At 72.7% G+C, this 13943-nt stretch carries 11 protein-coding genes; 9 read left to right on the top strand and 2 right to left on the bottom strand.

Going from position 1 to position 13943, the window contains the following annotated elements; translation table 11 throughout:
- Nucleotides 1–9 precede the first annotated feature (9 nt).
- Complete coding sequence (locus ACFYTE_RS23855) at nucleotides 10–1434, top strand: ATP-binding protein (protein ID WP_388713804.1); 1425 nt, start codon at nucleotides 10–12, stop codon at nucleotides 1432–1434.
- On the opposite strand, the gene ACFYTE_RS23850 is transcribed toward ACFYTE_RS23855, so the two are convergent.
- Nucleotides 1424–2422 (bottom strand): TAXI family TRAP transporter solute-binding subunit, encoded by a 999-nt coding sequence (locus ACFYTE_RS23850; RefSeq protein ID WP_388713800.1) that lies wholly within the window; start codon nucleotides 2420–2422, stop codon nucleotides 1424–1426. The two genes, ACFYTE_RS23855 and ACFYTE_RS23850, sit on opposite strands and share 11 nt — an antisense overlap.
- A 181-nt stretch (nucleotides 2423–2603) precedes the next feature.
- On the opposite strand from ACFYTE_RS23850, the gene ACFYTE_RS23845 reads away from it, so the two are divergent.
- From ACFYTE_RS23845 to ACFYTE_RS23835, 3 genes are all read left to right on the top strand, one after another.
- Complete coding sequence (locus ACFYTE_RS23845; protein WP_388713797.1) at nucleotides 2604–3008, top strand: MazG nucleotide pyrophosphohydrolase domain-containing protein; 405 nt, start codon at nucleotides 2604–2606, stop codon at nucleotides 3006–3008.
- 77 nt (nucleotides 3009–3085) lie between these two features.
- Complete coding sequence (miaB, locus tag ACFYTE_RS23840; protein WP_388713794.1) at nucleotides 3086–4612, top strand: tRNA (N6-isopentenyl adenosine(37)-C2)-methylthiotransferase MiaB; 1527 nt, start codon at nucleotides 3086–3088, stop codon at nucleotides 4610–4612.
- A 15-nt stretch (nucleotides 4613–4627) separates the two neighbouring features.
- Entirely contained in the window at nucleotides 4628–5341 is a 714-nt protein-coding gene (locus tag ACFYTE_RS23835; protein ID WP_388713791.1) for a class III extradiol dioxygenase subunit B-like domain-containing protein, read from the top strand.
- Between the two features lie 134 nt (nucleotides 5342–5475).
- Here ACFYTE_RS23835 and ACFYTE_RS23830 read toward each other — a convergent pair whose 3' ends face one another.
- The gene (locus ACFYTE_RS23830) at nucleotides 5476–5799 is read right to left on the bottom strand and encodes an antitoxin (RefSeq protein ID WP_388713789.1); all 324 of its coding nucleotides are present in this window, start codon (nucleotides 5797–5799) and stop codon (nucleotides 5476–5478) included.
- 262 nt (nucleotides 5800–6061) lie between these two features.
- Here ACFYTE_RS23830 and miaA point away from each other — a divergent pair, with 262 nt between their 5' ends.
- From miaA to ACFYTE_RS23805, 5 genes are all read left to right on the top strand, one after another.
- Nucleotides 6062–7000 (top strand): tRNA (adenosine(37)-N6)-dimethylallyltransferase MiaA, encoded by a 939-nt coding sequence (gene miaA / locus ACFYTE_RS23825; protein WP_388713786.1) that lies wholly within the window; start codon nucleotides 6062–6064, stop codon nucleotides 6998–7000.
- Nucleotides 7001–7108: 108 nt separating this feature from the next.
- The gene (locus ACFYTE_RS23820; RefSeq protein ID WP_388713895.1) at nucleotides 7109–7615 is read left to right on the top strand and encodes a hypothetical protein; all 507 of its coding nucleotides are present in this window, start codon (nucleotides 7109–7111) and stop codon (nucleotides 7613–7615) included.
- A 531-nt stretch (nucleotides 7616–8146) separates the two neighbouring features.
- Nucleotides 8147–9016: a diaminopimelate epimerase gene (dapF, locus tag ACFYTE_RS23815; protein ID WP_388713784.1), complete on the top strand. Its 870-nt coding sequence runs from the start codon at nucleotides 8147–8149 to the stop codon at nucleotides 9014–9016.
- 283 nt (nucleotides 9017–9299) lie between these two features.
- Nucleotides 9300–11594 (top strand): RelA/SpoT family protein, encoded by a 2295-nt coding sequence (locus ACFYTE_RS23810; protein ID WP_388713780.1) that lies wholly within the window; start codon nucleotides 9300–9302, stop codon nucleotides 11592–11594.
- Nucleotides 11595–12258: 664 nt separating this feature from the next.
- Complete coding sequence (locus tag ACFYTE_RS23805; RefSeq protein WP_388713777.1) at nucleotides 12259–13866, top strand: M1 family metallopeptidase; 1608 nt, start codon at nucleotides 12259–12261, stop codon at nucleotides 13864–13866.
- Nucleotides 13867–13943 lie beyond the last annotated feature (77 nt).

Raw genomic sequence — 13943 nt, 5'->3', positions numbered from 1 at the left:
CGGGCACGGGTGCGCACACGTCTCCTTCCGCTGCTCATCGTCCTGATGGCGGCCGTGCTGCTCGCGCTCGGCGTCCCGCTCGCCGTCAGCAGCGCGGCGGCCGAGCAGCAGACGGTGGTCGTCGACCGGATCGACGACACGGCCCGGTTCGCCGCGCTGGCCCAGTTCGTCACCGACGCGCCCGCCGGGTCGCGCCGCTCGAACGAGGACGAGCGCAAGGAGACCCTGCGCCGCGAACTCACCAGCTACTTCGAGGTCTACGGCATCCGCGCCGGCGTCTTCTACCGCAACGCCTCGCCGATGGCGAACGCGCCCGGTGACTGGCTGCTGCCCGAGGAGGGCGAGGTGCGCGACGCCTTCGAGGAGGCGCTGCTCAGCCGGCGCAGCCACGACCCGGAGCAGGTGTGGCCCTGGCAGCGCAGCCGGCTCGTCGTCGCCTCGCCGGTGATCCGCGACGGCGACGTGGCGGCCGTGGTGGTCACCGACTCGCCGACCGGAGCGATGCGTTCACGGACGCTGCGCCGCTGGCTGGTCGTCGGCGCCGGTGAGATCGCCGCGATGCTGCTGGCCGTCGGCGCAGCCCTCCGACTGACCGGCTGGGTGCTGCGGCCCGTGCGCGTCCTGGACGCCACCACCCACGACATCGCCACCGGGCGCCTGAAGTCACGGGTGGCCGCGGCCGGCGGTCCGCCGGAACTGCGCAGGCTGGCCCGTTCGTTCAACGAGATGGCGGACAACGTCGAAAGCGTGCTGGAGCAGCAGCGGGCCTTCGTCGCCGACGCCTCGCACCAGTTGCGCAACCCGCTCGCCGCGCTGCTGCTGCGCATCGAACTGCTCGCCCTCGAACTGCCCGAGGACAACGAGGAGATCGCCTCCGTCCAGACCGAGGGCAGACGGCTCGCCCAGGTTTTGGACGACCTGCTGGACCTGGCCCTGGCCGAGCACGCAGAGGCGGACCTGCAATTGACCGACATCGGCCAGCTCGCGGCGGAGCGGGTGGCCGCCTGGGCACCGGCCGCCCAGGTCAAGGGCGTCCGGCTGGTCGGCGACTGCCCGCCCACCACCGCCTGGGCCGACCCGATCACGCTGTCCAGCGCCCTCGACGCGGTGATCGACAACGCGGTGAAGTTCACCCCCGAGGACGGCACCGTCGAGGTGGCCGTCGCCCGCAACGGCGAGGCCTCGACGGTCGTGGTCACGGACACCGGGCCCGGCCTGTCCGACAAGGAACTGGCCCGCATCGGCGACCGCTTCTGGCGCAGCGGCCGGCACCAGAACATCAAGGGCTCCGGCCTTGGCCTGTCCATCAGCCGGGCGCTGCTCGCGGCGGGCGGCGGCTCGATCGCGTACGGGCACCACGCGCCGCGCGGCCTGAAGGTGACGGTGACGCTGCCCCGGCACGGGCCCGTGGCCGCGAGCGCGCCTACGGCTTGACCGACCGGTAGTACCGCCGCGCGCCCTCGTGCAGCGTCAGCGGGTCGGTGTAGATCGCGGTGCGCAGGTCGACCAGTTGCGCGGAGTGGACATGGCCGCCGATGTCGTCACGGCTCTTGATCACTGTGCGGGTCAGCCACTCGGTGAGCCTCGGATCCGCGTCCTTGCGGGTCATCAGCAGGTTGGAGACCGCGATCGTCGCCACGGTCATGCCCTGTTGGGCGGACGGGTAGGCGGACTCGGGCATGTTGGTGGTGCGGTAGTAACGGGTGACGTCGCCCTGGCCGTGCAGCCGGGACACCAGGTCGGCCCCGATCGGGACGAACCGGAGGGCGAAGGTGCGGGCCACCTCGGACAGCCCCTTCGTGGGCAGGCCGCCCGACCAGAAGAACGCGTCGATGTCGCCGCCCTTCAGCCGGTCGGGGCCGGTGTCGATGCCGTCGGCCAGGGGGGTGATGTCCTTGCCGGGATCGATGCCCGCGGCCCTGAGCACCCGGTTGGCGATCAGCCGCACCCCGGAGTCGACCGGTCCTATGGCCACCCGCTTGTGCTTCAGGTCCGCGACCGTCCGCACATCGGAGTCACGCGGGACGATCAGCTGCACATAGTCGTCGTACAGCCGGGCCACCCCGCGCAGGTCCCGTGCGCCGGGCCGGTCGTCGAGCACATAGGTCTCCACCGCGTCGGCCGCCGCGATGGTGAAGTCGGCCTCGCCGGTCGCCACCCGCTGCACGTTCTCCTGCGAGCCGGCGCTGTTCAGCAGCTTCACCTCCAAGCCCGGCATGTCCTTGTCGAGTTCGGTGCGCAGCCGTTCCCCGTACTCCTGGTACACCCCGCGCTGGGTCCCGGTGCTGAAGACGATCGTCCCGGTCGGCGGGGCCTCGCCCAGAGGCAGCAGCCACCACGCCAGCAGGGCGAGGGCGACGACACCGACGGCCGCGCCCTGCACCGCACGGCGCTTGCCGATACGGGGGATCACCTTGGACATGCGCGCGATCCTGCCAGCCCGCCCATGCTCCTGACCAGGCCGGGCGAGGCGGAGGCGGTGGCACGGCCGGGCGGGCCGGGGCGTGTTCGGTGTCGTGGGCACGCCCGGTGCGGCGTGGGCGGGTCGCAGCCGGGTCGGGCGGGCCGCGGACGATGTCACAGGCGGCCGCTACAGTCGCCGTATGACCTCCTCGCCCGCCGATCTCGTCCGTGAGTTCCACCGAGCCTTCGGCCTCGACGCCCGCAGCACACCGACCGAGGTGTCCCCCGAACTGGCCGCGCACCGCGGGGACCTGCTCGCCGAGGAGGCTGCGGAGGTCGCCGAGGTCTCGGTGGCCGGCCCCCTCGACCGGCTCGCGCACGAACTCGCCGACGTGGTCTATGTGGCGTACGGCACGGCGCTGGTCCACGGCATCGACCTCGACGCGGTGCTCGCCGAGGTGCACCGCTCCAACATGAGCAAGCGGGGACCCGACGGCGGGGTCTCCCGCCGGGCCGACGGCAAGGTACTCAAGGGCGACCACTACGAGGCCCCGGACGTCTCCGCGGTCCTGCGCCGCCAGGGCTGGATCCCGGGCGGCGCCTGACGATCACGCGGCGCCGTGGGTCCGGCCTCCCAGGGCGGGCCGGCCGGGGCCCTCCCCGAAGCGCCTACCCTTGAGGAATGACCAGCAGCAGCGACCGGAGCCCCGCAGTGGACGTTCGAGAATCCAAGAGCTACGAAATCCGGACCTACGGGTGCCAGATGAACGTCCATGATTCCGAGCGATTGTCCGGGCTGCTCGAAGAAGCCGGTTACGTACGCGCCCCCGAGGGCTCCGACGGCGACGCGGACGTCGTCGTCTTCAACACGTGCGCCGTGCGCGAGAACGCCGACAACCGGCTGTACGGCAACCTCGGCCGGCTCGCGCCGAAGAAGGCCCTGCGCCCCGGCATGCAGATCGCGGTCGGCGGCTGCCTGGCCCAGAAGGACCGCGACACGATCGTGAAGAAGGCGCCCTGGGTGGACGTCGTCTTCGGCACGCACAACATCGGCAAGCTCCCCGTCCTGCTGGAGCGCGCCCGCGTGCAGGAGGAGGCCCAGGTCGAGATCGCCGAGTCCCTGGAGGCGTTCCCCTCGACGCTGCCGACCCGGCGCGAGAGCGCGTACGCGGCCTGGGTGTCGATCTCCGTCGGCTGCAACAACACCTGCACCTTCTGCATCGTCCCCGCGCTGCGCGGCAAGGAGAAGGACCGCCGCCCCGGCGACATCCTCGCCGAGGTCGAGGCCCTGGTCGCCGAGGGCGTCAGCGAGATCACGCTGCTCGGCCAGAACGTCAACGCCTACGGCTCCGACATCGGCGACCGGGAGGCGTTCAGCAAGCTGCTGCGCGCCTGCGGCGCCGTCGAGGGCCTGGAACGGGTGCGTTTCACCTCGCCGCACCCCCGCGACTTCACCGACGACGTGATCGCCGCCATGGCCGAGACGCCGAACGTCATGCCGCAGCTGCACATGCCCCTGCAGTCCGGCTCGGACACCGTCCTGAAGGCGATGCGCCGCTCGTACCGGCAGGAGCGCTACCTCGGCATCATCGAGAAGGTCCGCGCCGCGATCCCGCACGCGGCGATCACCACCGACATCATCGTGGGCTTCCCGGGGGAGACGGAGGAGGACTTCGAGCAGACCCTCCACGTCGTCCGCGAGGCCCGTTTCACGCAGGCGTTCACCTTCCAGTACTCCAAGCGCCCCGGCACCCCGGCGGCCACCATGGACGACCAGATCCCCAAGGAGGTCGTCCAGGCGCGCTACGAGCGGCTGGTCACCCTCCAGGAGGAGATCTCCTGGGAGGAGAACAAGAAGCAGGTCGGTCGCACCCTGGAGCTGATGGTCGCGGAGGGCGAGGGCCGCAAGGACGGCGCCACGCACCGCCTGTCCGGCCGCGCCCCCGACAACCGCCTGGTCCACTTCACCAAGCCCGAGCAGCCGGTGCGCCCCGGCGACGTGGTCACCGTCGAGGTGACGTACGCCGCCCCGCACCACCTGCTCGCCGAGGGGCCGGTGCTCGACGTGCGCCGCACGCGCGCGGGTGACGCATGGGAGAAGCGGACCGCGGCCGAGTCCGCCAAGCCGGCGGGCGTCATGCTGGGCCTGCCCAGGATCGGTGTTCCGGAGCCCCTGCCGGCCGCCACGAGTGCCTGCGGCTGCGACTGACGTACGCTGCCGATCATGCTTGTCGCCGCCGCAGCCTGCCCCTGCCCGCCCCTCCTCGTGCCCGAGGTCGCCGCGGGCGCCGCGGCGGAGCTGGACGCCGCGCGCGCCGCGTGCGCGGACGCGCTCGGCGTGCTCGCCGCCGCCCGCCCCGACCGGCTGGTGGTCGTGGGACCCGCCGCACCGGACGGCCGCGGCGCCCACCCGCAGGGCGCCCGGGGCTCCTTCCGCGGCTTCGGCGTCGACCTCGACGTGCGGCTCGGGCCGGACGGGGACCCGGCTCCCGAGCGTGCACTGCCGCAGTCGCTCGCCGTCGCCGCCTGGCTGCTGGAGCGGACCGGCTGGGCGGATGCCCCGATCGAGGGTCTCGGCGTGGGGGAACCGCTCGCGCCCGAGCGGTGTATCGAAGTGGGAAGGGAAATCGGCGCGCGGGCCGCGCGGACGGCACTGCTGGTGATGGGCGACGCCAGTGCGTGCCGCACGCTCAAGGCGCCGGGCTATCTGGACGAGCGGGCGGCGCCGTTCGACGCGCGGGTCGCGCATGCGCTGGGGTCGGCGGACCTGGCGGCACTCGCGGCACTGGACGTCGAACTGGCGCAGGAGCTGAAGGCGTCGGGCCGTGCACCCTGGCAGGTCCTCGCGGGCGCCGCCGAGGGCGCGGACCTGACGGGCACACTGCTCTACGAGGACGCGCCCTACGGCGTCGGGTACCTGGTGGCGGCCTGGTCCTAGGCCGCCCAGGAACCGGGCGTGTGACGGCCGACTGTACGTCTCGATTCCGTGGGTCTGCGGCGGCCCGGGCGCACGATCCGCGGCGCCATGGGGTCGCAGCGACGGGTCCGCGTCCCGGACGCGGACCCGCGTGATCAGGAGGACGGCGGGGGCGTCTCCGTCGTGCCCGTCGTCCCCTTCGTTTCCGTCGCCCCCGTGGTTCCCGCGGCTCCGCTCGTGCCGGTCGTGCCGCCGGCCGCTTCGGAACCGCCCTTGTGCGCGAGCCGGTCCATGGCGCCCTTGGCCTTGTCGGTGCCCGCGTGGATCTTGTCGCTGTACTTGCCCTTGGTCTTCTCGTCGACCACCTTGGCGGCCTTGTCGATGCCACCCTGGATCTTGCCCCCGTGCTGCTGCGCGAGGTCGGACACCTTGTCCTTGGCCGGGCCCAGCTTGGCCTTCACATTGTCGAAAAGACCCATGGTCCACCTTCCTTGCGGGACGGTTGCCTGCGGGCACCCGCACCGTCCCCGCCGCCCCCGCGGCTTCCTCGCCACGGCCCCTGTCAGGGTCGCGAGAAGGCGGGCTGAAGTGCCCACATCCGTTCCATACGGTACCCGCGCGGGCGCGATCCCGCGTGACCCGACGCATCCCGGGCGCGACCCCGCCGCCCCGGGCGGGCCGCCCGCCGGCCGTCGCACCACCCGATCGAGGCCTGGCCGCGGGGTTTGCGAGACTGGTGCGGTGAGCAGTGCACCCCCCACCCCCCGAGTCATCGCCGTCGTCGGACCCACCGCCGCGGGCAAGTCCGACCTGGGCGTCTTCCTCGCCCAGCGGCTCGGCGGCGAGGTGATCAACGCCGACTCCATGCAGCTCTACCGCGGCATGGACATCGGCACGGCCAAACTGACACTGGAGGAACGCGGCGGCGTCCCGCACCATCTGCTGGACATCTGGGACGTCACGGTCACCGCATCCGTCGCCGAGTACCAGAGGCTGGCCCGCACCCGGATCGAGGCACTGCTCGGCGAGGGACGCTGGCCCATCCTGGTCGGCGGCTCCGGCCTGTACGTCCGCGGCGCGGTGGACAACCTGGAGTTCCCCGGCACCGACCCCGAGGTCAGGACCCGGCTGGAGGACGAACTCGCGCTGCGCGGCTCCGGAGCGCTGCACGCCCGGCTCGCCGCCGCCGACCCCGAGGCCGCGCAGGCGATCCTCCCCAGCAACGGCCGCCGTATCGTCCGCGCGCTGGAAGTGATCGAGATCACCGGCCAGCCGTTCACCGCCAACCTTCCCGGCCATGACTCGGTGTACGACACCGTGCAGATCGGCGTCGATGTGGCCCGCCCCGAACTCGACGAGCGCATCGCGCACCGCGTCGACCGCATGTGGGAGGCGGGCCTCGTGGCCGAGGTGCGCGCACTGGAGGCGCGCGGCCTGCGCGAGGGGCGTACGGCGTCGCGCGCGCTCGGCTACCAGCAGGTCCTCGCGGCGCTGTCCGGGGACTGCACCGAACAGGAGGCGCGCTCGGAGACCGTACGTGCCACCAAACGCTTCGCGCGCCGCCAGGATTCGTGGTTCAGGCGCGACCCCCGGGTGCACTGGTTGAGTGGGGCCGCGGCGGACCGCTCGGAACTTCCGCACCTCGCACTGGCGTTGCTCGAACGACCGGTCACAGCCTGATCACGTGATGGCATCGGGATGCGCCGCCGGTCATCGGGGCCTTCGGCGCCATGCCATCATCGAGCTTCGATCGACCAAGTGGAGTCCGAGTTGGGAGGGCGCGTGGCGATGGAGGCCGGCCCTCGCGACACCGCACAAGGCACCGAACACGTCACCACCGACGGCGGCGAAGCGGAGCGGGGTGAGGACCGCCTGAGCCCCGACGGACCCGACGAGACGCCGGGCGGCGTGACCGCCGACGGACCCGAGCCGGAGGAGATGTTCACCGGCGGGCCCGAGGTCGAGGTCGAACTGCGCCCGCAGCGCCGGCTGCGGATCTGGCAGCTCGCCCCCATCGTGGGCCTGGCCGCGGTCGGCTCCCTGATGTTCGCCTTCCCGCTCGCCTTCGACTTCGGGGACAGCGGCGCGGTGATCGCGATGCTCGGCCTGCTGATCTGCTCCTGCTCCGCGGGCTGGGGCATGATGGCCGCCCGCCGCGTCGGCCACACCCTGCCGGGGCTGCCCCCGCGGGGCTCCGGACGCCGCCCCGACTGGCGGGTCGTCCTGGCCTACGTCCTGATCGTGGCCGTGGTGGCGGTCCTCGCCGTGTGGCGCGTGGCCCGCCTCCGCCACTGAGCCGACCGCGTCGGCTCCGAGAACCGCTTGGCCGCAGGCGCCGACGGCGGGCGCCGGATATGTCGCAGAAGGCCGCTCGGCCGCCACCCATCGGAGCTGCCCGCCGGTATCCCAAGAGCGTTTGGCTGCGCCTGTCGGCCGCGTGCCGGGTCAGTGAGCGAGGGTTGCTCGGAAGGGGGCGTTGGTAGGGGCGTCGTGCGGGTTTCCGGGGGGCTGGTCGGTTGTGCCTGTCGGCTGCGTGCCGGGTCAGTGAGCGTGGGTTGCTCGGAGGCGGGCGTCGGTGGGGGCGCTGTGGGGTCTGCGATGGCCGGTCGGGTGTGCCTGTCGGCGGGGTGCGGCTTCGGTGAGCGTGGGTTGCTCGGAGGCGGGCGTCGGTGGGGGCGCAGTGCCGGTCTCCGAAGGCCATTCGGCCGTGCCCGTCGGCGGGGCGCGGCGTCGGTGCCCGAGGGGCTCTCGGCCGCGGGTGTCGGCCGGGTGGCGCGTGGGTTGCCGGGCGGCGGGGATGTCGCAGCGACCCCGTACGATCGAGGGATGAGCACGCGGATCGCCTTCCTCAAGGGTCACGGCACCGAGAACGACTTCGTGATCGTCCCCGACCCGGAGAACGCCCTGGACCTCAGCCCGGCCACCGTCGCCGCCCTGTGCGACCGCCGCGCCGGGATCGGCGGCGACGGCGTGCTGCACGTGGTGCGCTCCGCCGCGCACCCGGAGGCCGCGGGGATGGCGTCCCGAGCGGAGTGGTTCATGGACTACCGCAACGGCGACGGCTCGGTCGCGGAGATGTGCGGCAACGGAGTCCGGGTGTTCGCGCGCTACCTCCAGCACGCCGGGCACGTGCCCGAAGGCGACCTCACCATCGCCACGCGCGCGGGCGTGAAGACCGTCCACATCGCCAAGGACGGCGACGTCACGGTCGGCATGGGCAGCGCACGCCTGCCCGAGGGGGCCGTGACGGTGAGCGTCGGCGAGCGCAGCTGGCCCGCGCGGAACGTGAACATGGGCAACCCGCACGCCGTCGCCTTCGTCGACGACCTCGCGCACGCGGGCGACCTCCGCACCCAGCCCCCGTTCAGCCCGGCCGCCGCCTACCCCGACGGGGTCAACATCGAGTTCGTCATCGACCGCGGCCCCCGGCACGTCGCGATGCGGGTGCACGAACGCGGCTCCGGCGAGACCCGCTCGTGCGGCACGGGCGCGTGCGCCGTCGCCGTGGCCGCCGCCCGCCGCGACGGCACCGACCCGGCCGTCACCGGAAGCCCGGCGACCTACACCGTGGACGTGCCCGGCGGACGCCTCGTGATCACCGAGCTGCCGGACGGCGAGATCGAGATGACCGGCCCCGCGGTGATCGTGGCCGAGGGCGAGATCGACGCCGAGTGGCTGGAAAACACGGCCCGCTGACCACGCGAACCGTGGCACCGGCCGCCCTGGACGCATGGATCCGCGGGCATCGGGGCCCGTACCACTTCGAAACCACGGCCGACCGCGGAGCACCTGGCGCAAAACCGTAAACCTCCGGATTGTCGCTCGAATGGGTGATCCGTTTCACGCTCGGCGAGAGGCGGTCAGTCGGGCGTGGTGGGCTCGATAGCATCAAGCACCGGCACGGACGGGGGAACGTAGCCATCCCTGAGCCGCGTACGCCCTGGGGCTCCGTCCGCCGGTCCACGAGCCGGAGGTGCCCATGAGTGCGGAGGCCACGAACCCCGCGACCCCTGGTCCTGTAGCCCCTACAGCGCCCCGCAGGAAGGCCCGCCCCCGGATCGACCTGCGTCGGCTCGGCCGGGCCGCGCTGCTCGGCCCGGCCGCCCGTGACCGGCTGCCCGACGCCATCGGCCATGTCGTCGACGCCCACCGCGCCCATCATCCCGACGCCGACCTCGAACCGCTGCGCCGCGCCTATGTCCTGGCGGAGTCCTCGCACCGCGGCCAGATGCGCAAGAGCGGCGAGCCGTACATCACGCACCCCCTCGCCGTGACCCTGATCCTCGCCGAACTCGGCGCCGAGACCACGACCTTGACGGCATCCCTGCTGCACGACACCGTCGAGGACACCGATGTGACGCTGGACCAGGTGCGGGACCAGTTCGGCGAGGAGGTCCGCTACCTCGTCGACGGGGTCACCAAGCTGGAGAAGGTCGACTACGGCGCCGCCGCCGAGCCCGAGACCTTCCGCAAGATGCTCGTCGCCACCGGCAACGACGTCCGGGTGATGTCGATCAAGCTCGCCGACCGGCTGCACAACATGCGCACCCTCGGCGTGATGCGCCCCGAGAAACAGGCCCGGATCGCCAAGGTGACCCGCGACGTCCTGATCCCGCTCGCCGAGCGGCTGGGCGTCCAGGCCCTCAAGACCGAACTGGAGGACCTGGTCTTCGCGATCCTCCATCCCGAGGAGTACGAGCGCACGCGGCAGCTGATCGCCGCCAACGCGGCCCGGTCCGACGATCCCCTCACCGAGATCGCCGACGAGGCCCGCACGGTCCTGCGCGAAGCCGGCATCCAGGGCGAAGTCCTCATCCGCCCGCGGCACTTCGTCTCCGTGCACCGCGTGACCCGTAAGCGTGGACGGCTGCGCGGCGCCGACTTCGGGCGGCTGCTCGTGCTGGTCAACGAGGACGCGGACTGCTACGGCGTGCTGGGCGAGCTGCACACCTGCATGACGCCCGTCGTCTCGGAGTTCAAGGACTTCATCGCCGTACCCAAGTTCAACCTGTACCAGTCGCTGCACACGGCCGTCGCCCGCGCGGACGGCCAGGTCGTCGAAGTCCTCATCCGCACCCACCAGATGCACCGCGTCGCCGAGGCGGGCGTGGTCGCCCTCGGCAACCCCTACGCCCCATCCGCGGACGAGCAGGCGTCGGCGGCCGACGGGGAGCGCGCCGACCCGACCCGCCCCGGCTGGCTGTCCCGGCTCCTCGAATGGCAGCGGGGCGCCCCCGACCCCGACACCTTCTGGTCCACGCTGCGCGAAGACCTCGCCCAGGACCGGGAGATCACCGTCTTCCGGCCCGACGGCGGCACGCTGGGCCTGCCCGAGGGCGCCACCTGCGTGGACGCCGCCTATGCCCAGTACGGCGAGGACGCGCACGCCTGCATCGGTGCCCGCGTCAACGGCCGCCTGGCCACCCTCAGCACGGTCCTCAGGGACGGCGACTCCGTCCAGCTCCTCATGGGCCAGGACCCGGCCTCCGAACCCTCCCGGGAATGGCTGGAGCACGCCCACACACCGGCCGCGCGCATCGCCATCCAGCGGTGGCTCGCCGCGCACCCCGAGGATCCGGCGGACGCCCCGGCGGGGGAGCGCGCGCGGTTCGGTGAGCGTCCCGCCGACACCGGGAGCGGCGCCGGGCCCGGGCCCGGCCCGCGTACCCCGGTGGCGAGTGACCCGACCGCGCCGGCGGCCGACGCCCGTACGGGCGCCGACGACGGACCCGGGCGCTCGGGCGGCGCCCCCGTCCTCCACGCTCCGGGCGCGCGCTCCGGCGGTCACCGCGCGCGCTCCGGCGTCGACCCCAGACGCGCGGGCGCCGACCTCCTCGTCGAGGGCCCGGGTGCCAGCGTACGCCTCGCCGGATGCTGTACGCCGGTGCCGCCCGACGAGATCACCGGCTTCTCCGTGCGCGGGGGCGTGGTGACCGTGCACCGCCTGCGCTGCGCCGCGGTGACGCGCATGAAGAGCGGAGGGCGTGCGGAGGTCGGCGTGCGGTGGGGTGACAGCGCCGCATACCGTGTCACGCTCGTCGCGGAATCCTTCGGACGACCCCATCTGCTCGCCGACCTCACCGAAGTGATCGCCCTGGAGGGCGCCGAAATCGTCTCCGCCACCGTCGAACCACCCAGCGAACAGCGCGTCCGCCACACCTACACCCTCCAACTAGCCGACGCGGCCGGCCTCCCCGCCCTGATGCGCGCCATGCGCAACGTGCCCGGCGTGTACGACGTAGGCCGGGCACAACACGAGACCCCGGCCTCCTGACCAACGCCCCCACCTCCGCCCCTCCGAACGCCGCCGCGCCCACCACCTCGCGCGCCCGAGCGGCGCCTGGGAGCAGACTTTGCGCCCCTAGCTGCGCCGGTCGCCGGGCCTGGCGTCTCCCCGAGTTGCGCTGGGCAGGCTCCTGTCGGCCCTGAGCGGCGCCCGTCACTGAACCTCGCGCCTCCGAGCGGCGCCTGGGAGCAGACTTTGCGCCCCTAGCTGCGCCGGGCGCCGGGCCTGGCGTCTCCCCGAGTTGCGTCGAGTAGGCACCTTCGGCCCCGAGCCGCGCCCGTCACCAAACCTCACGCGTCTCCAAGCTGCGCCTGGTAACAGACTTTGCGCGCCGAGCTGCGCCCGTCACCGAACCCCACGCCCCCGCGCTGCGCCCATCACCTGGCCTGCCGGGCTCGTCAGGACCGGGCCCTTGCCTCCTGGGGCTTGTTCTCCTGGCCCTTGGCTTCTGAGCGGTGTTCAGCACCGGGGACTGGCCTCGTTGCCTCCTGGGCGCCAGCAATCCGTACCGGTGTCGGCCTCGCAAACGGTTCCGCCGCGGCGTTCCATACCCGCTCTCGGACTCCTGGCGGCGTCGGCCGGACCAACCCGTTCGAGTGGGCGGCGCGCGCGTCGCCACGGCGGCGTACAGGCGCGCTGGTAGCCGTGGTGCATGCTGCTCACCCCCCGCACCCGGCCGCGCCGGGCCACCCGGCACCGGAAAGCCGCACTCCTGGCCGCCGCCGTCTCCGTGTGCCTCCTGTCCGCGAGCGCACCCGCCGCCCCGCTGGGCGTCGGAGACCGGCTCTTCCCCTATCTCGGCAACCCCGGATACGACGTGGCGTCGTACGACCTCGACCTCACCTATCCCGGCAGCAACGACAAACCCCTCAAGGCCGTCACCACCATCGACGCCTGGACCACCACCGCCCTGGACCGGCTCAACCTCGACTTCGCGCACGGCAAGGTCGACTCCGTGGAGGTCGACGGCAGGTCGGCCGGTTTCGCACGGGCCGGCGACGACCTGGTGGTCACCCCGGACAGGCCGCTGCCCCGGGGCAGCTGGACGCGGATCACCGTCCGGCACTCCAGCGACCCGATGCCCGCCAAGGACCGGGACGGCGGCTGGGTACGCACCACGGACGGCCTCGCCCTGGCCAACCAGGCCGACGCCGCGCACCTGGTCTTCCCGTGCAACGACCACCCCTCCGACAAGGCGATGTTCACGTTCCGGATCACCGCGCCGAACGACTACACGGCCGTCGCCAACGGACTGCCGACCGGAGTGGACCGGGTCGGCTCCGCCACCACCTGGACGTATCGCACCCAGCACCCCATGGCCACCGAACTCGCCCAGGTGTCCATCGGCCGCTCCAGCGTGCTGCACCGCTCCGGACCGCACGGACTGCCGGTGCGCGACGTCGTGCCGAGCGCGGACCGCAAGGCCCTCGAACCCTGGCTGGCGAAGACCCCCGACCAGATCGCCTGGATGGAGAGCAAGGTCGGGTCCTACCCGTTCGAGACGTACGGCCTGCTCATGGCCCAGGCCGCCACCGGCTTCGAACTGGAGACACAGACCCTCTCCCTCTTCGAGAAGGAACTGTTCACCGAGCCCGCCTACCCCAAGTGGTACGTCGAGTCGATCATGGTGCATGAGCTGTCGCACCAGTGGTTCGGGAACAGTGTCAGCCCGCGCACCTGGTCCGACCTGTGGCTCAACGAGGGGCACGCCACCTGGTACGAGACCCTGTACGCGGAGGAGAAGGCGGACCGGCCCATGGTCGACCGGATGAAGGCGGCCTACGGCGCCTCCGACCGCTGGCGGGCCTCCGGCGGACCGCCCGCCGCCCCCAAGCCACCCCAGCCGGGTCAGAAGATTGGGATCTTCCGGCCGAACGTCTATGACGGCGCCGCACTGGTCCTGTACGCCCTGCGCCAGGAGATCGGACGCACCGCCTTCGAGCGGCTGGAGCGGCTCTGGGTGCAGAAGCACCGGGACGCCACCGCGACCACGGCCGACTTCGTACGCCTCGCTTCGTCGGTCGCCGGACGCGATCTGAGCGGATTCTTCAAGGGCTGGCTGTACGGCGAGAAGACGCCGCCGATGCCCGGACACCCGGACTGGAAGTCCGCGCCTCCCGAGAAGAAGACCGGGGGTTCCCCCGCGCAGAACGCCCCGGGAGCATCCGCGAAGAAGGGCGCCGGGGCGTCCGCCAAGGGAGGAAAGGGAGCGTCCGCGAAGGAGAGCGCCGCACCGCGCGCGAACGCGGCCACGGGATGAACCCCGGAATAAGCCGGTGACGAGACGGCCCGTGCCGTGCGACCATCGTCAGGTCGGCACGGCACGGGATACGGGAA

The organism is Streptomyces sp. NPDC004629 (assembly GCF_042873595.1).
In the GTDB taxonomy this organism is placed as follows: domain Bacteria; phylum Actinomycetota; class Actinomycetes; order Streptomycetales; family Streptomycetaceae; genus Streptomyces.
This window is presented reverse-complemented; position numbering and strand designations above follow the sequence as displayed.

Bases quoted from the DNA above. Each gene is read 5' to 3' on its own strand.
- ACFYTE_RS23850 (WP_388713800.1), bottom strand. From the start codon at position 2,422: ATGTCCAAGGTGATCCCCCGTATCGGCAAGCGCCGTGCGGTGCAGGGC.
- ACFYTE_RS23845 (WP_388713797.1), top strand. From the start codon at position 2,604: ATGACCTCCTCGCCCGCCGATCTCGTCCGTGAGTTCCACCGAGCCTTC.
- miaB (WP_388713794.1), top strand. From the start codon at position 3,086: ATGACCAGCAGCAGCGACCGGAGCCCCGCAGTGGACGTTCGAGAATCC.
- ACFYTE_RS23835 (WP_388713791.1), top strand. From the start codon at position 4,628: ATGCTTGTCGCCGCCGCAGCCTGCCCCTGCCCGCCCCTCCTCGTGCCC.
- ACFYTE_RS23830 (WP_388713789.1), bottom strand. From the start codon at position 5,799: ATGGGTCTTTTCGACAATGTGAAGGCCAAGCTGGGCCCGGCCAAGGAC.
- ACFYTE_RS23820 (WP_388713895.1), top strand. From the start codon at position 7,109: ATGGAGGCCGGCCCTCGCGACACCGCACAAGGCACCGAACACGTCACC.
- dapF (WP_388713784.1), top strand. From the start codon at position 8,147: ATGAGCACGCGGATCGCCTTCCTCAAGGGTCACGGCACCGAGAACGAC.
- ACFYTE_RS23810 (WP_388713780.1), top strand. From the start codon at position 9,300: ATGAGTGCGGAGGCCACGAACCCCGCGACCCCTGGTCCTGTAGCCCCT.
- ACFYTE_RS23805 (WP_388713777.1), top strand. From the start codon at position 12,259: ATGCTGCTCACCCCCCGCACCCGGCCGCGCCGGGCCACCCGGCACCGG.